This window comes from Kribbella amoyensis, from assembly GCF_007828865.1.
Taxonomy (GTDB): Bacteria; Actinomycetota; Actinomycetes; order Propionibacteriales; family Kribbellaceae; genus Kribbella; species Kribbella amoyensis.
The window spans coordinates 787,042-806,947 of the sequence record NZ_VIVK01000002.1; the positions used below are offsets into that span (position 1 = coordinate 787,042).

Sequence of the window (19,906 nt, forward strand, 5' to 3'; positions counted from 1 at the left end):
GGCAGCGTGACGTTGGCCCCCACCGTGCGACACGGTGGGGGCCAACTGCTCGTTTCTGACAGAATCAGGGCACGGAGCGTGCGGGGGAGGCCTTGATGGGGGACGGCAGGCGCGAGCTGCCCAGGCCACCTCGGCGGATCCCGAGTGGGCCGCAGACCACGATCGAGCCACGCCGCCCGGTCTCACCGGAGCCCTTACCGCCGAAGCTGCGGTTCCGGTTCCTGGTCCCGTTGGTCGTGTTCGTGCTCGTACTGGGGGCCGGTGCGGGCTGGCTGGTCCGCGAGCAGAGCCTCGGCCTGGACACCGAGAAGGTGCTCGGCCTGGCCGGACCGAGTGTGGTCCGCGTCCTCGCCACCACGTGCGACGGCACCGGCCAGGCGTCCGGCGTACTCCTGCCCGGCGGACTCGTCCTCACGGCCGCCTCGGCCATCCGTACCCCGGTCTCGGTCGCGTTGCTCACCGACAACGGCCGCGTCCGGCAGGCCAACGTCCTCGGGGTGACCCGCGACGGCATCGGCGTACTGCGGGTCCGTGGCCGGCTCGAGTTCCCGACGGCCACGATCGCGGAAGGGCCGCCCCGGGATGCGGCCGAGCGCGCGTTCGTGGCGTACGACGGGGACGGCGACCAGGTGATCCGCCAGGCCGGTACCGCGAACCGGCCGCGCGCGCTCACCGACATCCTCGACGACGGCGCCCTCGGTGCGCCCCTGGTCGACCACGACGGCGACGTGATCGGCCTGCTCGCCGGTGAGACCGTTGCCACCGGCAAGGTGATCGGCCTGACCGAGCTGCGCGGGTACGCCGGTCCGGACGCGGCGATCACGCCGGAACCGACGGGCGGCTGCCAGTTCGCCCGCGGACCACAGCACGCCGCCGAGCCGGATCTGGCGGTGGCGAACACCCCGTTGGCGGGCGAGGTCCGGGCGACGCTGGGGGAGTACCTGGACACGCTGAACCGGCACGACTTCGACGCGATGCAGGACACGTATTCGGAGCGGTTGAAGGACCGCGGTGACGCGAAGGTGGACGCGAGGAAGCACGGGACGTCGTACGCGTTCGGTGCCGTGATCACCGAGGTCACGGCGGGCGACGGTGGCGATGCGGCGGACGCGCGGATGAGTTTCACGGTGCTGTTCTCGCCGAACAGCGCCGGCGCCCGCGGCCAGACCTGCAGCCGGCTGGACATCCGGTACCACCTGGTCCGCGAGCAGCAGCGGCTGCGGATCGACAGCACCGCCACCCTCACCGGCAGCCCGGGCTGTGACACGGACTGACACGGACTGACACGCGCCCGAAGGTGCCACCGGGCGACTGGTAGCATCGGAGCCAGCGGGCACAGCGCGGTGCTCTGACCTTTCGAGCCCCTACCGCTTCTGCAGGAGTTGTCTTCCCATGACTGACGCCACCCGACCCGTCGTCCTGATCGCCGAAGAGCTCTCCCCGGCCACCGTCGAGGCCCTCGGCCCGGACTTCGAGATCCGGCACACCAACGGCGCCGATCGCGCCGAACTGATCCCCGCCATCGCCGACGTCGACGCGATCCTGGTCCGCAGCGCCACCAAGGTGGACGCCGAGGCGCTGGCCGCGGCGAAGAAGCTGAAGGTCGTCGCCCGCGCGGGGGTCGGCCTGGACAACGTCGACGTCAAGGCCGCCACCCAGGCCGGCGTGATGGTCGTCAACGCCCCGACCTCGAACATCACCAGCGCCGCCGAGCTCGCCGTCGCGCTGCTGCTCGCCGCGGCCCGCCGGGTCCCGGCCGCCGACCAGTCGCTGAAGAACGGCGAGTGGAAGCGCAGCAAGTACACCGGCGTCGAGCTGTTCGAGAAGACCGTCGGCATCGTCGGCCTCGGCCGGATCGGCGTCCTGGTCGCGCAGCGGCTGGCCGCCTTCGGCATGAACGTGATCGCGTACGACCCGTACGTGCAGGCCGGCCGCGCCGCCCAGATGGGGGTCCGGCTCGCCTCCCTGGACGAGCTGCTGGCCGCGTCCGACTTCATCTCCGTGCACCTGCCGAAGACGCCGGAGACGATCGGCCTGATCGGTGACGAGCAGCTGCACAAGGTCAAGCCCGAGGTCATCATCGTCAACGCGGCCCGCGGCGGCATCGTCGACGAGCAGGCGCTCTACACCGCGCTGAAGGAGGGTCGCGTCGCGGCCGCCGGCCTGGACGTGTTCGCGACCGAGCCGTGCACCGACTCCCCGCTGTTCGAGTTCGAGAACGTCGTCGCCACCCCGCACCTGGGCGCCTCCACCGACGAGGCGCAGGAGAAGGCCGGCATCGCGGTCGCCAAGTCCGTCCGGCTCGCGCTGTCGGGCGAGCTGGTCCCGGACGCGGTCAACGTCCAGGGCGGCGTCATCGCCGAGGACGTCCGGCCGGGCATCGCGCTGACCGAGAAGCTCGGCCGCATCTTCACCGCGCTGGCCGGCGGCGTCGCGCAGCAGCTCGACGTCGAGGTCCGCGGCGAGATCACCCAGTACGACGTGAAGGTGCTCGAGCTGGCCGCGCTGAAGGGGGTCTTCGCCGACGTCGTCGAGGACAACGTCTCGTACGTGAACGCCCCGCTGCTCGCCGCCGAGCGTGGTCTCGAGGTCCGCCTGGTCACCGACCACGACAGCCCCGAGCACCGCAACCTGATCACGCTGCGCGGCACCCTCGCGGACGGCGAGCAGGTCTCGGTCTCCGGCACCCTGGTCGGCGTCAAGCAGTCCGAGCGGCTGGTCGAGATCGACGGCTTCGACGTCGAGATCGAGCTGAGCGCGCACCTGGCGTTCCTGAGCTACGAGGACCGTCCGGGCATCGTCGGCCAGGTCGGCCGGATCCTCGGCGACGCCGACGTCAACATCGCCGGCATGCAGGTCAGCCGGGACCGCAAGGGTGGCAAGGCGCTGGTCGCGCTGGCCGTCGACTCCACGATCGCGACGACCGTGCTCGACGACATCGCCAAGGCCGTCCAGGCCGACACCGCGCGCGCGGTCGACCTGGAGCTCTGAGTCGATCGGTCCCGGGCTACCTGCTCACCGCAGGTCGTCCGGGACCACCGGACACTCGCAGATGAGCGGGTGACCTGAGCAAGCACCACACTGGAAGCACAAGACCGGCCTGCCGCCCGCAGGCGCATGGCGGCCGGCCAGGGCCCGAGTTCGTCCCCACCCGGGGATGGGCTCGGGCCCACCTGCATTTCAAGGGGTCTGTGGATGACGGATTTGCGTGGGACTACGCTGCGTGATCTAGAATCGAAGACATGTTCGAAGGGGATGTCGCCGAGCTCGACGCGACCGAGGTGCTGACCTCGGCCGCGGAGCATCGTGCCGAGCGGGATCGGGTCGAGGCGCGTCTTCTTCTGCATGCTCAGCGGTTCGCCGACCTCCACGGCGCCGCCGGGTTGCCGCTCGGGGATCGCCGGGACGGCCGGGAGCGGGCCGTCGTGTTCGGTGGTGCGGGATGTCCCGCGATTGCGGAGTTCGCGCCGGTGGAGTTCGGCGCGATGCTCGGGATCTCCGCCGGCGCGGCGTCGGCGTACATCGGTCAGGCGCTGGCACTGCGCCATCGCTTGCCGCGGATCTGGGCGACAGTGCTGGCGGGGGAGGCGACGCCCTGGAAGGCCTGCAAGATCGCCACCGCGTGCCTGGAGCTGTCCGAGGACGCTGTCGCGATCGTCGACGAACGGGTCGTTGGGCTGGTGGACACGGTGACGCCGATCCGGTTGCAGAAGATCGTCACGGCGGCCAAGTTCCAGGCCGACCGGGAGGCGGCTCGCGCGGCCGCCGAGCGGAAGGCGCGCGAGCGCGGTGTGTACGTCGGCCGCGCCGATGACCACGGCACCAAGTCTGTGTGGATCCTGGCAGCGACCGGTGACGTGTTGCGCTTCGACGCCACCATCCACTCGCTGGCCCGGGCGTTGAAGGCGCTGGGCGACCCCGACCCGCTGCGCCTCCGCCGAGCTCGCGCCGTGGGGATCCTCGCCGACCCGGCTCATGCCCTCGCGATCCTCGCTGCCGGCCGCGCGGCCAACCAATCTCAGGCCGAACCGGCGGAGGCCGGGGCCACAGTCCTGCCGCCGACTGCTGGCGGGGCTGCGCAGATCGCCTCCGTGCCGCCGGACGCCGCGTCATCGCTGAGCGACGTGCCGCCCGTTCCGGATCTGCCTTCGGGGGCCGAGCAGCGCGAGCCGTGGGATGCCGGCACTGACGACGGCCGGGCGGCCGCTTCGACCGACGCGTTCGCACGCCGGGCGTTCAACGCCGAGCTGGCTCAGCTGGACGGGATCGCGGGTGGCCGGTCGAGTCGCACCGAGTTGTACGTACACCTGACCGACCACACCCTGGCGGCCGGCGAAGGCGTCGTCCGTGTCGAGGGCGCGGGCCCGCTGCTCGCCTCCCAGCTCACCGAGTTGATCGGTCATCGCCCGTACGCGGTGCGGCCGGTGATCGACCTCAACGACAAGATCAGCGTCGACGCCTACGAAATCCCCCGCAGGTTGCGCGAACAACTCGCGCTCATCCATCCGGTCGAGCAGTTCCCGTACGGAACTGTGGAAACCAGGCTTGGCACCGACCTCGATCACGTCGAACCGTATGACCCGAACGGCCCACCGGGTCAGACCAGTACCACCAACCTCGTTCCCCTGCGGCGCTTCGGCCACCGGGTGAAGACGCACGGCCGCTGGCAGGTGCGGAGGAGTCCCGACGGCGTCCTGGAATGGACCAGCCCCAGCGGGTTCGCTTTTCACGTCGACCACACGGGCACCCGTCGCGCTGACCCACGCTCTGGGTGAGAGCGTTGTGCGCCAGCTTCTGTCGGGGTCAGCGCTTGGTGGCGAGCAGTACCGCAGCGTCGGGCGCGACCATGACCTCGACGGTCGTGAAGCGCTTGTCCTGCAGCCATTCCTGGCGCAGCGTGTCGACGCGCCCCTCGTACATCGGCGGCCAGACCGCCGACGGGGTGAAGTCGTCGAGCACCACGAAACCGCCGGGCTCGACCGCCTCGGCAATAACGTCCCGCGCGGACAGCTTCGCCTCCCGCGCGTCCACGAACAGCAGCGAGAACGGCCCGCGCTCGATCAGCGCGGTCCAGTCGGCCTCGATGACCTCGATCCGCTGGTCGTCGCCGAAGAGCTCCGCGACGGCCTTGGCCAGCTGCGGGTCGCTCTCGGCGGTCAGGATCTGGGTACCCTCGGCCGCGCCGCTGCGCAGCCAGGCCGAGCCCACACCGCAACCGGTGCCGATCTCGCCGAGCATGCCGGTCCGGGACGCCGCCAAAGTGGCGAGCAGCCGGCCGGTCTCGTTGCGGGTCGAGCTGACGAATCCGCGCCGGCCGGACAGGCTGAGGGCCGCCGAAACCAGCGGCGGCAGTTCTGGAGGAGCGCTCACGGGGTGAGAGTTGCACAGCTTCGGTCCAGTGGTGTCACTGGTATCTCACATTTCGGGACAGACTGCCCGCATTGTGGCGAATTAGTCGGACGTCAGAGTATCTTCGAGCCCATCATGCAGTTCGCGGTACGTCTCATTCGCTGCCGCGCCGGGGTTCGCTGAGGCCGACCCACCCGGCGCGGAGTCGAGGCGTTCCCCCGCCCGCAGCTGTCGGCCGTTCCTCACACAGCGAGATCAACGGGAGACCAGCATGTACGACATGTACCCGGCCAACTGGCCGGCCGTCGACGGGCGCGAACGCAAGGCGGCCCGGCGCCGCCGCCCGGTACCGAACAACGCCGACCGCCGGGCCGAGGTCCGCGCGGTCCAGGAAGCCATCAACCGCCGCGACAACGGGGGAGAACCCAAGAAGTGAGCACGCAGAAGACCTTCACGCTGGCCGTCGTCGGGGGCGACGGGATCGGGCCCGAGGTGACCGCCGAGGCACTCAAGGTGCTCGACGCGGTGAGCGCGGTCCACGGTGTGACCTTCACCCGGACCGAGTACGACCTCGGCGCCAAGCGCTGGCACGCGACCGGCGAGACGCTGCCGGACGCGGAGCTCGAGGAGATCCGCAAGCACGACGCGATCCTGCTCGGCGCGGTCGGCGACCCGTCGGTGCCGTCCGGCGTGCTCGAGCGCGGCCTGCTGCTGAAGCTGCGGTTCGCCCTCGACCACTACGTGAACCTGCGCCCGTCGAAGATCTACCCCTCCGTCGGTTCCCCGCTGGCGGCCCCGGGCGAGGTCGACTTCGTCGTCGTCCGCGAGGGCACCGAGGGCCCGTACGTCGGCAACGGCGGCGCGCTCCGGGTCGGCACGCCGGCCGAGATCGCCACCGAGGTGTCGGTCAACACCGCGTACGGCGTGGAGCGGGTCGTGCGCGACGCGTTCGCCCGGGCCCAGGCGCGGCCGCGCAAGAAGCTCACCCTGGTCCACAAGAACAACGTGCTCGTGCACGCCGGTCACCTGTGGAAGCGCACCGTCGACGCGGTCGCCGCGGAGTTCCCCGAGATCACGGTGGACTACCTGCACGTAGACGCCGCGACGATCTTCCTGGTCACCGACCCGGCCCGGTTCGACGTGATCGTCACCGACAACCTGTTCGGCGACATCCTCACGGACCTGGCGGCCGCGATCTCGGGCGGAATCGGGCTGGCCGCGAGCGGCAACATCAACCCGGACCGGACCGCGCCGAGCATGTTCGAGCCGGTCCACGGGTCGGCCCCCGACATCGCCGGCCAGCAGAAGGCGGACCCGACCGCGGCGATCCTGTCGGCGGCGCTGCTGCTGGACCACCTGGGCCTGACCGAGGCGGCCGCGGCCATCGAGGCGGCCGTGACGGCGGACATCGAGGAGCGCACCGGCGCCCCGCGAGCGACCGCCGAGATCGGCGACGCCATCGCCAAGCGCGCGGCCGGCTGAGTACTCGCATGACCACTCGGCCAAGAGGTACGGTGCGCTCATGAGCGCCGATCTGCACTTCACCGTTGAGCCAAACACCCATCCGGCCAGCGACGACCAGCGCGCCACGATCCTGGCGAACCCGGGATTCGGGCAGTACTTCTCCGACCACATGGCGATCGCCACCTGGACCCAGGAGAACGGCTGGCACGACGCGAGGATCACCGCCTTCGGGCCGCTGGAGCTGTCTCCGGCGACCTCGGTGTTCCACTACGCCCAGACCATCTTCGAAGGGATGAAGGCCTACCGGCATCCCGACGACTCGATCCACACCTTCCGGCCGGAGGCGAACGCGGTCCGGTTCGCCCGGTCCGCGCGGCGGCTCGCGCTGCCGGAGCTGCCCGAGTCCGCCTTCCTGGAGTCGCTGGTCAAGCTGGTCGAGATCGACAAGGCGTGGGTCCCCAGCGGTGGGGAGACGTCGCTCTACCTGCGGCCGTTCATGTTCGGTTCGGACCCGTTCCTCGGTGTCCGCCCGTCCGCCCGGGTGACGTACTGCGTGATCGCGTCGCCGGCCGGTTCGTACTTCGCGAACGGCGTGAAGCCGGTCCGGATCTGGCTCAGCGAGGAGTACACCCGCGCGGCCCCCGGTGGTACCGGCGCGGCGAAGACCGGCGGCAACTACGCGTCGTCGCTGCTCGCCCAGGCCGAGGCGATCGAGCAGGGCTGTGACCAGGTCGCGTTCCTCGACGCGATCGAGAAGAAGTGGGTCGAGGAACTCGGCGGGATGAACCTGTACTTCGTCCTCGACGACAACTCGGTGGTCACCCCGGAACTGTCCGGCACGATCCTCGAGGGTGTCACCCGCGACTCGATCCTCAAGCTGGTCACCGATCTCGGCCACCACGTGACCGAGCGGAAGATCTCGATCGACGAGTGGCGCGAGGGTGCCGCCTCGGGCCGGATCCGCGAGGTCTTCGCCTGCGGCACCGCCGCGGTGATCACGCCGGTCGCGTCGCTGAAGTGGAAGGACGGCGAGGTGCAGGTTGCCGACGGCAACGGTGGCCCCGTCACCGCCGCGGTCCGCGCCGCGCTGCTCGACCTGCAGTACGGCCGCACCGCCGACCCGCACGGCTGGATGACCCGGATCTGCTGAACTCCGATCCCCAGACGGCCCGGCGCGCTGTGCCGGGCCGTCTGCTGTCAGGAGCGGATCTTCTTGAGGGCGACGACAGAGACGACGGTCGCGATGGACCAGAGGCCGAGGGCGACGGCCGGCGCGCCGGTCCAGGAGACCGACGTCCGGAAGGTGTCGTCCGGCTGGTTCGCGACGATGACGATCGTCACCGCCAGCCCGCCGATGCCCATCAGGACCGTGGCACCGGTCTCCGGCCGGACCAGCAGGAACCCGAGCGCCGACAGAAGGTATAGCAGAAAGAGGATGGTGCCTTGGGCGTCCATCGGCGAGTTGCTGTCCGGAGTGAGGCCCAGCAAGCTGATCCCGCTGTAGAGGCGGATCTCGTCCCTCGACCCCGTCCGGCTGATGAGCCAGGTCGGTGCGAGCGTCACCAGCAATGCGAGCCCGATGCCGAATCCCATCAGCCGGAACTGAAGCCGGCTGAGCGTGCCCGAGGGCCGGAACAGCGCGGTACGGAGGTCTTCCTCGGAGGTGCCATGACTGCCGGCCTCGCTCACAGGTACGTCCCTTCTCGCGGTGTCGAACTCACAGCATCTTTTCAGGTTTAGGGGTTGGGCAGTTGGTCGGCCTCTTCGCTTCGATTCGATAGGGTCTGGCGACATGAGCGGCTTTCCGGACGAGGTCGAGACGTACTACGCGGAACTCGCCCAGCGGCGAGGCTGGCAGGGCGACACCGCCCACGCCTTCCGCTCGACCGTGGAGTTGATCCGCGACCTCGACCGGAGCACCGCGGCCCGGACGTTCGGGGCCCGCGCGGACGAGGACGGGACCGACTGGTTGTACGAGGCGGTCTGGCACGAGCGGGAGTGGGTCGTGGTCCGCCAGCTCCAGGTCGCCGAGGACGGCACCATCCGGCGGTACTGGTGGCAGCGGGTGGAGGACGACGAGGGTTCGCTCACCGACGACGCGCTGGACCGGGACGAGTGGGGTCTGCGGCCGCTCGACCGGGAGGACTTCTACACCGCCTGGGACACGCCGGAATGGTCCCTCACCGCCTGACAGCTGAACTCTCGGTGACCTCCGAGTACTGGATGTTCGCTTCGCGAGACAGAAAGTCCTGTTCGCGGACCAGCTGTGGCAGACTGCGAAATGTCATGAAGAACCACCGGGGCATCATTATCTAGGCGCGCTCAGCCGGCAGTACCTGAGCGCGCAGACCTCTCGCACCTTGCGGGAGGTTTTTTGTTTGCCCGCGGCACTCCTCAGCCCATCGGAAGGCGACCATGAGCACATCCGACGAATTCCACGTCTACGACACCACTCTGCGCGACGGTGCGCAGCAGGAGGGGCTCGCGCTGTCCGTGGCCGACAAGATCGCCATCGCGCAGCACCTGGACGACCTGGGCGTCGGATTCATCGAGGGTGGCTGGCCGGGTGCGGTGCCGAAAGACACCGAGTTCTTCGCCCGTGCGAAAACCGAGCTGCGTTTGCGCAACGCAACGTTCGCCGCGTTCGGTGCGACCCGCAAGCCCGGGGTCGCGGCGGCCGACGACGCGCAGGTCGCCGCGTTGCGGGAGTCGGGAGCCCCGGTCGTCACGTTGGTTGCCAAGAGCCACGACGCGCACGTGGAGCGGGCGCTGCGGACCAGCCTGGACGAGAACCTGGCGATGGTCGCCGACACGGTCCGGCACCTCCGCGAGAACGGGCAGCGGGTCTTCCTCGACACCGAGCACTTCTTCGACGGGTACCGCGCCAACCGCGCGTACGCGCTGGAGGTCGTCCGGGTCGCCGCGGAGGCGGGCTCGGACGTGGTCGCGCTCTGCGACACCAACGGCGGGACGCTGCCGCGCGAGCTGCAGGAGATCGTCCGTGACGTGCTGGAGTCCACGGGCGCGCGGCTCGGGATCCACTGCCACAACGACTCCGGGTGCGCGGTCGCCAACTCGATCGCCGCGGTCGAGGCCGGCGTGACCCACGTCCAGGGCACCGTCAACGGGTACGGCGAACGCACCGGCAACGCCGACCTGCTCGCCGTCGTGGCGAACCTGGAACTCAAGCGCGGGATGAAGCTGCTGCCCGAAGGCAACCTGGCCGAGTCGTTCCGGATCGCGCACGCGATCGCCGAGGTGACGAACGTGCCACCGTCGGCCCGCCAGCCGTACGTCGGGCTGTCCGCGTTCGCGCACAAGGCCGGGCTGCACGCCAGCGCGATCAAGGTGGACCCGGACCTGTACCAGCACACCGATCCGGGCCTGGTCGGCAACGACATGCGCATGCTGGTGTCCGAGATGGCCGGCCGGGCGAGCGTGGAGCTGAAGGGCAAGGAGCTCGGGTTCGACCTCGGCAACGACCGCGAACTGGTCAGCCGGGTCACCGACCGGGTGAAGGAGATGGAGTCCCGCGGCTACACCTTCGAGGCTGCCGACGCGTCGTTCGAGCTGCTGCTCAGCGAGGAGGTCGCCGGCCACCGGGCGAGCTTCTTCGACGTCGAGTCCTGGCGGGTGATCACCGAGTCCCGCGCGGACGGCGAGGCGGTGTCGGAGGCGACGGTCAAGCTGGTCGCCGGCGGTGAGCGCGAGGTGGTGACCGGGGAGGGCAACGGTCCCGTCAACGCGCTCGACCACGCGCTCCGGGTCGCGATCGAGCGGGCGTACCCGGTGGTGAACAAGTTCGAGCTGGTCGACTACAAGGTCCGCATCCTCGACCAGGGCCACGGCACGGACGCGGTGATCAGAGTGCTCATCCAGACCTCGGACGGGGAGCGGTCCTGGGTCACGGTCGGCGTCGGGCACAACATCGTCGAGGCGTCCTGGGAGGCGCTCGTCGACGGGGTCACGTTCGGTCTGCTCCGGCACAAGGAGGTGGTCCGGTGAGCCTGGTGATCGCCGAACCCGAGGTTGAGCGCCCTGCGCTGGTCGAGCGCACGGTCACGGTCTTCACCGCGAAGGTCGTGGAGACGCGCGGCCTGATCGCCCGGATCGCCGTGCTGCTGAACCCGTACGACGTGCGCGAGCTGAGGTTGTCGCTCGACGAGAGCACGTTGTACGTCGCGGTCGAGGGCGCCGGATTCGACGCCGGGCGGGTCGCTGCCCGGCTGGACAAGGTCGTCGGCGTGCTGGACGTCACGGTCTCGCACTGAGCTCGAGCTTCGATGCCGGCCTGATCCCCCTGGCCGGAGAGGACGCCCGCCTGATCCCCGGGCGCCGGCGAACTTTGGTCCGCCGACGCCCTCACAGATCTAGGCTCAGTCCCAGCTGAGGCCGCCGCCCGATTGGTACTCGATCACGCGGGTCTCGAAGAAGTTCTTCTCCTTCTTCAGGTCCATCACCTCCGACATCCAGCCGAACGGGTTCCGGGTCTCGCCGAAGATCGGGGCCAGGCCGATCTGCTCGGCGCGCCGGTCGGTGACGAAGTGCATGTACTGCTCGCACAGGTCCGCGGTCAGGCCGAGCATCCCGTTCGGCATCGTCGCGCGGCCGTACGCGACCTCGAGCTCGCACGCCTCGGTGAGCATCTGCCGCACCTCGGCCTGGAACGCGGTGGTCCACAGGTGCGGGTTCTCCAGTTTGATCTGGTTGATGCAGTCGATGCCGAAGTTCAGGTGGATCGACTCGTCGCGCAGGATGTACTGGTACTGCTCGGCGATCCCGACCATCTTGTTGCGCCGGCCGAGCGACAGGATCTGCGCGAACCCGGTGTAGAACCACATCCCCTCGAACACCACGTAGAACGCGATCAGGTCCCGCAGGAAGTCCGTGTCCGACTCCGGCGTCCCGGTCTTGAAGTCCGGGTCCTCCAGGTGCCGGGTGTACTTCAGCGCCCAGGCGTCCTTGTCGGAGATCGACGGCACCTCCCGGTACATGTTGAACAGCTCGCCCTCGTCCAGTCCGAGCGAGGTACAGATGTACTGGAAGGTGTGCGTGTGCACGGCCTCTTCGAACGCCTGGCGGAGCAGGTACTGCCGGCACTCGGGGTTGGTCAGCTGCCGGTAGACCGCGAGCACGATGTTGTTCGCGACCAGGGACTCCGCGGTGGCGAAGAAGCCGAGGTTGCGCTTCAGCATCAGCCGCTCGTCCTCGGTCAGGCCGTCCGTGCTCTTCCACAGCGCGATGTCGGCCTGCATCGAGACCTCGGTCGGCATCCAGTGGTTGTTGCAGCCGGCCAGGTACTTGTCCCAGGCCCACTGGTACTTCAGCGGCAGCAGCTGGTTCACGTCCGCGCGGGCGTTGATCATCGCCTTGTCGGCGACCTCGATCCGGGACGCGCCGACGGCGATCTCGCCCAGTCCGGTCACGTTGCTGCTGGTGGTGGTCACTGGCAGGCCTCGCAGTCGGGGTCGTCGATCTTGCAGACAGCGGGTGTTTCCGGCGTGACCGGGACCGCGTTGAGGCGGCCGTCGGTGCCCTTCAGGGTGGACTTCTCCACGTGGGTGGCGGACTGGGAGCGCAGGTAGTACGTGGTCTTCAGCCCGTGCCGCCAGGCCGAGCGGTAGAGCTCGTCGAGCGCTTTGCCGGACGGGGCGGACATGTACAGGTTCAGCGACTGCGCCTGGTCCAGCCACTTCTGCCGCCGGGACGCCGCCTTCACCAGCCAGGCCGGCTCCACCTCGAACGCGGTCGCGTACAGCTCGCGTAGATCGGCCGGCACCCGGTCGATGCGGGACAGGATCCCGTCGTGGTACTTCAGGTCCGACACCATCACCTGGTCCCACAGCCCGCGTGCCTTGAGGTCGGCGACCAGGTACGGATTGGCGACGGTGAACTCGCCGGACATGTTCGACTTCACGAACAGGTTGCGGTAGATCGGTTCGATCGACTGGCTCACGCCGCAGATGTTCGAGATGGTCGCGGTCGGGGCGATCGCGAGGACGTTCGAGTTCCGCATCCCGTCCCGCAGGACCTTGGCGCGCAGCGTGTCCCAGTCGAGTTGCCGGCTGGTGTCGACGGTCAGGTCACCGCCCCGGGCCTCCCGCAGCAGCTCGATCGAGTCGACCGGCAGCACACCCCGGCTCCACAGCGACCCGTCGTACGACTCGTACCGGCCGCGCTCGGCCGCCAGGTCGCTCGACGCCTCGATCGCGTGGTAGCTGATCTGCTCCATCGAGCTGTCCGCGAACGCGACCGCGGTGTCGGAGGAGTACGGGATCCGCAGCGCGAAGAGCGCGTCGGCGAAGCCCATCAGGCCGAGTCCGACGGGACGGTGCCGCTGGTTGGCCCGCTCGGACTCCGGGGTCGTGTAGAGGTTCACGTCGATCACGTTGTCGAGCATCCGGACCGCGGTCTTCACCGTGGCGCGGAGCAGGTCGGCGTCGAGGCCGGACCCGGTCAGGTGGGCGACCAGGTTGACCGAGCCGAGGTTGCAGACCGCGGTCTCGTCGACCGTCGTGTTCAGGGTGATCTCGGTGCACAGGTTCGACGAGTGGACGACGCCGTCGTGCTGCTGCGGCGACCGCAGGTTGCAGGCGTCCTTGAAGGTGATCCACGGGTGCCCGGTCTCGAAGAGCACGGTCAGCATCCGGCGCCACAGCTCGACGGCCTTGATCCGCCGGAGCACTCGGATCTCACCACGATCCGCTGCCTGCTCGTACCCGACGTACGCCTCGGCGAAAGCGGTCCCGTACAGGTCGTGCAGTTCCGGCACCTCGTCGGGCGAGAACAGCGTCCACTCGCCGCCGGCCTCGACCCGCTGCAGGAACAGGTCGGGCACCCAGTTCGCGGTGTTCATGTCGTGGGTCCGGCGGCGTTCGTCCCCGGTGTTCTTGCGGAGATCGAGAAACTCCTCGATGTCCAGGTGCCACGTCTCCAGATACGCGCAGACGGCACCCCGACGTTTTCCTCCCTGATTGACTGCGACGGCGGTGTCGTTGGCGATCTTGAGGAACGGCACGACGCCCTGGGACTCGCCGTTGGTGCCGCGGATCTTCGCGCCGATCCCGCGGACCGGGGTCCAGTCGTTGCCCAGGCCACCGGAGTACTTGGCCAGCAGGGCGTTGTTGCGGATCCCGGCGAAGATGCCGGCCAGGTCGTCGTCGACCGTGGTCAGGAAGCACGACGACAGCTGCGGCCGGGTGGTCCCGGAGTTGAACAGCGTCGGCGTGGACGACATGAACCGGAACGAGCTGAGCAACTCGTAGAACTCGATCGCCCGGTCCTCCCGGTCGTCCTCCTCGAGCGCGATCCCCATCGCGACCCGGAGGAAGAACGCCTGCGGAAGCTCGAACCGCACCTTGTCGATGTGCAGCAGATAGCGGTCGTACAAGGTCTGCAGACCGAGGAACGCGAAGTCGAGATCCCGCTCGGGCCGGATCGCCGCGGCCAGCTTGGGCAGGTCGAACGTGGCCAGCTCCGGATCGAGCAGCCCGGCCTCGATCCCGGTCTCGATGTACCGCGGGAAATACTCGACGTACGCCGTGGCCATGTCGGCCTGGCTTGCCTGCCGGGGCTCACCGTGCACCCGGCCGAGCGTCTCGCGACGGATCTGGTCGAGCAGCAACCGCGAGGCGGCGTAGCTGTACTCCGGCTCGGTCTCGACGTACGAGCGGGCCGCCATCACCAGCGCGAGCTCGACCTCGTGCTGGGCGATGCCGTCGTAGCAGGAGCCGAGGGTCTCGTTCAGGATCAGTTCGGCGTCGACCGCGTCGAGTCCGGCGGCCGCCTCGGCGACGACGACGCGCAGCCGCTCGACGTCCAACGGCGCCGTACTGCCGTCGGCGGCGCGGACCGTCAGCCCCGGTCGCTCGCTGCCGAGCTCGGCCGCGTCCTCCGGGGTGCGGGCCTTGGTGCGCTCCTCGCGGTAGAGCACGTACGCCCGGGCGACCTGGTGCTCGCCGGCCCGCATCAGGGCGAGCTCGACCTGGTCCTGGATGTCCTCGACCTGGACACTGCGCCGCGCGTCACCGCGGGAGGTCAGAGCGGCCACGACCCGCTCGGTCAGCTCGACGACGAGGTCCCGGACCCGGTGGCTGCCACCGGCCTCGGGGCCCTCGACAGCGAGGAAGGCCTTGCTGAGCGCGACCGAGATCTTGGTCTGGTCGAAGCTGGTACTGCCGCCGTCGCGACGCACGACGGTGAGTTGGATCGGGGCCGCCGACGGATCCGCGGGGTCCGCGGCTGTCCGGCCGGGGCCTGACTGGGTTGCTGAAGCAATGGTCACAAGCGCTCTCTCCACGCGAGTCTCTTGATCGACCGGGACCCGCGGCGAGCGCACGACGAAACAGGCAGCACAGAGCCCGGACCAGCGGTCATGTGGATCTGCTCCTGTTACGCCCTGCGGCCCGCCCTCGAGGCCTCGGACAGCGCGTACCGGCGGTACGCGCGCCGGTGGCAGGTATTCGGGCTCACGGGGCACATTCCCCGCTGACCGCTGCGGGGCAGCCCCGGAGTTCCACCGGATTCCCCTGACCACCAGTACGCAAGAGACTAGGGCGGCACCCCCAGATCTTGTGTCGCGACACGCCGCATGTCGCACATCTTGTGGTGTCCGGCACGAAATCGGCGGAGAGGCTCAGGCGGCGAGGGCATGGAGGTCCTGCAGCGTCATGATCTCGGAGCCGTGGTGGATGAGCTCGCGGTTGAGCCGCAGCACGACGTGGCCGAACGGCTCGGCGGCGTCCAGCTCGGTCGCCTGGCTCAGCCCGACCGTCATCGCCTGCTCCTCGTCCAGCTCGGCGATCGAGTGCTGCCAGGCGTCGACCCAGTGCGTCAGCCAGGCGACCGCGTCCTGGGCGTTGCCGTGCAGGGTGATGTCGGCGCGACCCTGCCGGCTCTCGCCGAAGGTCCACTCCCAGCGCCAGAAGAAGGTCTCGGTCAGGTGCGCGATCAGCCAGGCGATCGTCCGCGGGCCGCGATGGTCCGGCTCGTCCGGCCACTGCGCCACCCACTCGCCCGACCCGAGGGAGCGGAACCGGCCGGCGTACGGCCGCCGGACGACGGTGAGCGCCTCCGAGCTCGGGCGCCAGAAGTACTCCTCGTCGGTCAGCCGCGCGAGCCGGCCGGACAGCACCATCCAGCTGAAACCGAGCTGGCCGCGCACCATCGCCATCGCCGATGGTCGCTGCAGGATGTCCCAGTCGAACGGCTCCGGCATCACAGATCCTCACGCTCCCCGATTTGTCTCACGATCGAACACGTGTTCGAATTGTGTCCCGCCGGGGAGGAGAAAGTCAATGAACGGTGCGTGTCGGTGCTGGCGCGGAAGGTGCTGGTCTGTTAGGCGGTTCGGCCCGGGTGTCGGCCACCGGGCTGGCGAACCGCCGCTCCAGCAGGGTGAAGGCGTCGATCAGCTCGGGCGCCTCGTAAACGCGGTTGCGGCGGCCGTCCGTCACCTCGCGCAGCACGCCGGCCTCGACCAGCCGGGTCAGCGCCTGGTTCGCGGCCTGCGCCGAGCGGTCGATCAGGCGCGCCGCCGCCGCGAGCGTCAAGACAGGGGCCGCAGGCAACGTTTCGATCAGCAGTTCGGTGGCCGACCCGGCCCGCACCGGAGCGGCTCGTTCGCGCCAGGCGGTCTTGAGCTCGGCCGCGGTCCGTTCGAACCGGGCCGCCTCCGCGGTGGCGTGACTGCAGGCCGTGGCGAACATGACGAGCCACTGGTTGGCGGCGGAGCGCGCCCGCGAGCTGGTCGCCCGCCCGGTGTGCCGGAAGGCGGTGAGCGCCTCGACGTACTGGGTCGCGTGCGTGGCGAGCGAGAGCGAGACCGGCGGCACCGTGCGCTCGACCAGTCCCTCGGCGCGCAGGATCAGGTGGATCAGCGCCCGCCCGGTCCGGCCGTTGCCATCGGCGAAGGGATGGATCGTCTCGAACTGGGCGTGCGCGATCCCGGTCTTCGCCAGCACCGGCAGCGGCGCCTCCCGGACGAACTGCATCAGGTCGGCCAGCAGTTCGTGGACCAGGTGGGCCGGCGGCGGCACGTAGTACGCCTCGGCGGGGGAGCGGCCACCGATCCAGTTCTGCAGGTAGCGGATCTCGCCGCCCAGCTCCGGCGTCGGCGAATGCGCCATCAACCGGCGGTGTGCCTCGAGCAGATGCTCGACCTCCAGCTTGTCGCCGGCCCGCACCGACTCGGTCACCCAGGTCATCGCGTCGACCGCGCCGAGCACCTCCTCCGCGGTGACGTCGTGGTGCCGCGCGGTCCCGCGCAACACCTCGGCCTTGAGCAGCCGGCGGGCCCCGACGACGAGACCTTCGATCTGCGACGAGCCGACGGCCTCGGCCCGCAACAGCAGTCGCGCCAGCGCCTCACTGTTCGTCAGGACCGCCGCCGTCGCGTCCAGCCTGGCCAGGTCCCCGGCCGCGTCCTCCAGGGCGGCCACGACCTCCGCGCTCAGGTCGAACTCCCGGCCCACCAGCGGATCCGGGAAGTACAGCTCGTACGAGCCGCCCAGGCGCTCGGCCCGGGTGAACCCGTCGGGGTGTCCCGGCCAGCGGTGGAGCTCCACGCGTGCCATGACTTCGATGATCGCTTGTTCAAGGTTGGCTGGCAACCTTGAACAAGACGGATCGAGATCAGCCCGTGATTACTGAGCGTGGTCGAGCCCGGTAGAGTTACCCAGCGTGAACGAACCGGGGGACATCGCGTGGATCGCGGTGGCTTTCGCCGGGTTAATGGGGAGGAACTCTCGGATGAACCGTGCGGATCGGCTCCGCACCGGATCGAGATCGTCACAGAAAGTGATTGGGCGATGAGTCTGAGTGCGGACGTGTGGACCTGGGCTTGGGAACACTGGACGGAGGTGGACAGCCGACGGACGGAGGAACCGGTGGGGTCGGACGCGAACGGGTCGAGTGCGGGCGCGGTGGGGTTGGACGCCGATGCGCTGGATGCCGGGGTGCTGGGCGCTGAGGTGTTGGGCATGGTCGCGGCCAACGAGGCGGACTGGGATGCGCGGGCGCCTCTGCACGCGGCCAGTGCGTTCTACGGCCGGCCGGCCGAGTACTGGTTCGCCGACTACGAGTGGGAGGACCTGGGCGAGCTGCGCGGGCGCGACATCGTCCATCTGCAGTGCCACCTCGGGACCGAGACGATCGCGTTCGCCCGCCGAGGTGCGAACACCACCGGTCTGGACCTCTCGGCGAAGTCGCTGGACGAAGCTCGACGGATCGCAGCGGCGGCCGACGTGGACGTCGACTACGTGCACGCCAACGTGTACGACGCCGCGGGTGCTCTGGGTGGACGGCAGTTCGATGTCGTCTACACGGGCAAGGGTGCGCTTTGCTATCTCCCCGATCTCGCTCGCTGGGCCGACGTGGTGACGCGACTGCTCAAGCCGGGTGGGTTCGTCTACATCGCGGAGTTCCATCCGCTGCTCAACTCGTTGCGGCCGGTTTCGCTGCCGGGGGAGTCCGAGGATCTCGTTCTGCGCAACGACTACCTGGAGGGTCGTGGTCCGATCGCGCACGACTCCGACGTCACGTACACGGGCGACGTCGTCCCGGGGCGCCAGCGCAGCTACGAGTGGATGCACGGTCTCGGCGAACTCGTCACCACCCTCGCTGCCGCGGGTCTGCGGATCGACGTGCTGCGCGAGTCCGAGGTACTCCAGTGGCCTCGCTGGCCCTCCATGGTGCAGACCCCCGAGGGCTGGTGGCGCCTGCCGGACGAAGCACCCCGCATCCCTCTCCTGTTCGCCCTGAAGGCCACCAAGATCTGAACACGAGCCGCGCTGCCGCGCCCGGCGGCTGGAGCGCTCGCGCCCGCATCGCCGCATCGCCGCATCGCCGCATCGCCGCATCGCCTCGCGCCCGCCGCATCGCCGCGCGCCCGCCGCGTCGCCGCGCGCCGGTCGCTGCTCGCGTCGGCCCGGGGGCTCCGGTGTGGCCGCTGGCGGGTTATCGGGCGGTTAGCTGTACCGGGTCGAGACGTTGGTGGCAGGTGGGGTGGGGTTGACGTGAGGAGAACCTCCGGTTGGGGTGTGGCTTGTCGAAGGCTTCACACTCACCGGAGGTTCTCGTGTCCCACCGTAACGCGCGTACGACGTTTCATGGCCGGTTGCTGATCGTGCAGCGGCACCGGGCCGGGTGGGCGCAGGCGCATATCGCGAAGGCGATGGGTGTGTCGCGCAAGTGTGTGAAGACCTGGCTCGATCGGTACGAGGCTGAAGGCGAGGCGGGTCTGCGGGACCGGTCGTCGCGGCCGCATCGGTGTCCGCGGCGTACGCCGGCCGAGGTCGAGCAGCGGGTCCTGGACGCGCGGGAGCGGTTGCGGCTCGGTCCGGAACCGATCGCGGCCCAGACCGGGGTACCGGCCCGGACGGTGTCGCGGATCCTGCGCCGCCACCGGGTGCCGCATCTGGCCGTGTGTGACCCGATCACCGGTCAGGTGATCCGGGCCTCCAAGACCACCGCGATCAGGTACGAGCGGGACCGGCCAGGCGAACTGGTCCACATGGACGTGAAGAAGATCGGCCGGATCCCCGACGGCGGCGGCTGGCGCGCACACGGCCGCGCCAGCGCCTCGACCCGCCGCGACCGCAGCACCCGGGTCGGGTTCGACTACGTGCACTCACTCGTCGACGACCACTCCCGGCTGGCCTACTCAGAGATCCTGCCCGACGAGAAAGGCCCCACCTGCGCCGGCTTCCTGACCCGCGCCATCGCCTTCTTCGCCGCGCACGGCATCACCCGGATCGAACGGTTGATGACCGACAACGCCTGGTCCTACCGCTGGTCACTGCGCGAGGTCTGCGCCACCCACGCCATCACCCAGAAATTCATCAAACCCCACTGCCCCTGGCAGAACGGGAAGGTCGAGCGCCTCAACCGGACCCTGCAAACAGAGTGGGCCTACCGGCAGGTCTTCACCACCAACACCGAACGCACCGCCGCACTTGCACCCTGGCTCGAGTCCTACAACACTCAACGCCCACACACCGCACTCGGAGGACACCCACCCATCACCCGACTGCAACCAACCTCATGACCGGGTACAGTTAGCGCCTTGTTTGATGGCTGACGCCCTGCAACGCGT

Annotated in this window: 17 protein-coding genes and 1 riboswitch; of the genes, 11 read left to right on the forward strand and 6 right to left on the reverse strand. The window is 69.5% G+C overall.

Annotated features, from left to right (window positions below; all coding sequences use genetic code 11):
• Positions 1-95 precede the first annotated feature (95 nt).
• The 3 genes from FB561_RS33820 to FB561_RS33830 all read left to right on the forward strand — a co-directional run bounded on the left by FB561_RS33820 (position 96) and on the right by FB561_RS33830 (position 4,775).
• Entirely contained in the window at positions 96-1,274 is a 1,179-nt protein-coding gene (locus FB561_RS33820) for a S1 family peptidase (protein ID WP_145814091.1), read from the forward strand.
• A gap of 118 nt (positions 1,275-1,392) precedes the next feature.
• Complete coding sequence (serA, locus tag FB561_RS33825; protein ID WP_145814092.1) at positions 1,393-2,991, forward strand: phosphoglycerate dehydrogenase; 1,599 nt, start codon at positions 1,393-1,395, stop codon at positions 2,989-2,991.
• 251 nt (positions 2,992-3,242) lie between these two features.
• Positions 3,243-4,775 carry a DUF222 domain-containing protein gene (locus FB561_RS33830; RefSeq protein WP_145814093.1) on the forward strand — a complete coding sequence of 511 codons (1,533 nt, stop codon included), beginning with the start codon at positions 3,243-3,245 and terminating at the stop codon, positions 4,773-4,775.
• 28 nt (positions 4,776-4,803) lie between these two features.
• On the opposite strand, the gene FB561_RS33835 is transcribed toward FB561_RS33830, so the two are convergent.
• Positions 4,804-5,370, reverse strand: a complete 567-nt coding sequence (locus tag FB561_RS33835; RefSeq protein ID WP_145814094.1) for an O-methyltransferase — start codon at positions 5,368-5,370, stop codon at positions 4,804-4,806.
• A 250-nt stretch (positions 5,371-5,620) separates the two neighbouring features.
• Between FB561_RS33835 and FB561_RS38080 the strand changes: the two genes are divergently transcribed.
• The 3 genes from FB561_RS38080 to FB561_RS33845 are packed head-to-tail and all read left to right on the forward strand — an operon-like array spanning position 5,621 to position 7,963.
• Positions 5,621-5,785: a hypothetical protein gene (locus FB561_RS38080; protein WP_170284921.1), complete on the forward strand. Its 165-nt coding sequence runs from the start codon at positions 5,621-5,623 to the stop codon at positions 5,783-5,785.
• Entirely contained in the window at positions 5,782-6,831 is a 1,050-nt protein-coding gene (locus tag FB561_RS33840) for a 3-isopropylmalate dehydrogenase (protein WP_145814095.1), read from the forward strand. The genes FB561_RS38080 and FB561_RS33840 overlap by 4 nt, the downstream gene beginning before the upstream one ends.
• Positions 6,832-6,871: 40 nt before the next feature.
• Complete coding sequence (locus FB561_RS33845) at positions 6,872-7,963, forward strand: branched-chain amino acid aminotransferase (protein WP_145814096.1); 1,092 nt, start codon at positions 6,872-6,874, stop codon at positions 7,961-7,963.
• A gap of 47 nt (positions 7,964-8,010) precedes the next feature.
• Here FB561_RS33845 and FB561_RS33850 read toward each other — a convergent pair whose 3' ends face one another.
• Entirely contained in the window at positions 8,011-8,502 is a 492-nt protein-coding gene (locus FB561_RS33850) for a hypothetical protein (RefSeq protein WP_145814097.1), read from the reverse strand.
• Positions 8,503-8,605: 103 nt separating this feature from the next.
• On the opposite strand from FB561_RS33850, the gene FB561_RS33855 reads away from it, so the two are divergent.
• The 3 genes from FB561_RS33855 to FB561_RS33865 all read left to right on the forward strand — a co-directional run bounded on the left by FB561_RS33855 (position 8,606) and on the right by FB561_RS33865 (position 11,084).
• Positions 8,606-9,004, forward strand: coding sequence for a hypothetical protein (locus tag FB561_RS33855; protein WP_145814098.1), 399 nt, complete (start codon positions 8,606-8,608; stop codon positions 9,002-9,004).
• Positions 9,005-9,228: 224 nt separating this feature from the next.
• Positions 9,229-10,818, forward strand: coding sequence for a citramalate synthase (cimA, locus tag FB561_RS33860; protein WP_145814099.1), 1,590 nt, complete (start codon positions 9,229-9,231; stop codon positions 10,816-10,818).
• Positions 10,815-11,084 carry a hypothetical protein gene (locus FB561_RS33865; protein ID WP_145814100.1) on the forward strand — a complete coding sequence of 90 codons (270 nt, stop codon included), beginning with the start codon at positions 10,815-10,817 and terminating at the stop codon, positions 11,082-11,084. The genes cimA and FB561_RS33865 overlap by 4 nt, the downstream gene beginning before the upstream one ends.
• A 105-nt stretch (positions 11,085-11,189) precedes the next feature.
• On the opposite strand, the gene FB561_RS33870 is transcribed toward FB561_RS33865, so the two are convergent.
• The 4 genes from FB561_RS33870 to FB561_RS33885 all read right to left on the reverse strand — a co-directional run bounded on the left by FB561_RS33870 (position 11,190) and on the right by FB561_RS33885 (position 17,387).
• Positions 11,190-12,260: a ribonucleotide-diphosphate reductase subunit beta gene (locus FB561_RS33870; protein WP_145814101.1), complete on the reverse strand. Its 1,071-nt coding sequence runs from the start codon at positions 12,258-12,260 to the stop codon at positions 11,190-11,192.
• Positions 12,257-15,007 carry a ribonucleoside-diphosphate reductase subunit alpha gene (locus tag FB561_RS33875; RefSeq protein ID WP_238335287.1) on the reverse strand — a complete coding sequence of 917 codons (2,751 nt, stop codon included), beginning with the start codon at positions 15,005-15,007 and terminating at the stop codon, positions 12,257-12,259. Before FB561_RS33875 ends, FB561_RS33870 begins: the two co-directional genes overlap by 4 nt.
• Before the next feature lie 242 nt (positions 15,008-15,249).
• A riboswitch (cobalamin riboswitch) is annotated at positions 15,250-15,365 on the reverse strand.
• An 83-nt stretch (positions 15,366-15,448) separates the two neighbouring features.
• Positions 15,449-16,030, reverse strand: a complete 582-nt coding sequence (locus tag FB561_RS33880) for a DinB family protein (RefSeq protein WP_145814102.1) — start codon at positions 16,028-16,030, stop codon at positions 15,449-15,451.
• A gap of 76 nt (positions 16,031-16,106) precedes the next feature.
• On the reverse strand, positions 16,107-17,387 hold the full coding sequence (locus FB561_RS33885; RefSeq protein ID WP_145814103.1) for a Fic family protein: 1,281 nt from the start codon (positions 17,385-17,387) through the stop codon (positions 16,107-16,109).
• Positions 17,388-17,699: 312 nt separating this feature from the next.
• Between FB561_RS33885 and FB561_RS33890 the strand changes: the two genes are divergently transcribed.
• A complete protein-coding gene (locus tag FB561_RS33890) occupies positions 17,700-18,590 on the forward strand; it encodes a class I SAM-dependent methyltransferase (RefSeq protein WP_238335288.1) in 891 nt (296 codons plus the stop codon).
• Positions 18,591-18,889: 299 nt separating this feature from the next.
• On the forward strand, positions 18,890-19,858 hold the full coding sequence (locus FB561_RS33895; protein WP_145808826.1) for an IS481 family transposase: 969 nt from the start codon (positions 18,890-18,892) through the stop codon (positions 19,856-19,858).
• The last annotated feature ends 48 nt before the right edge of the window (positions 19,859-19,906 follow it).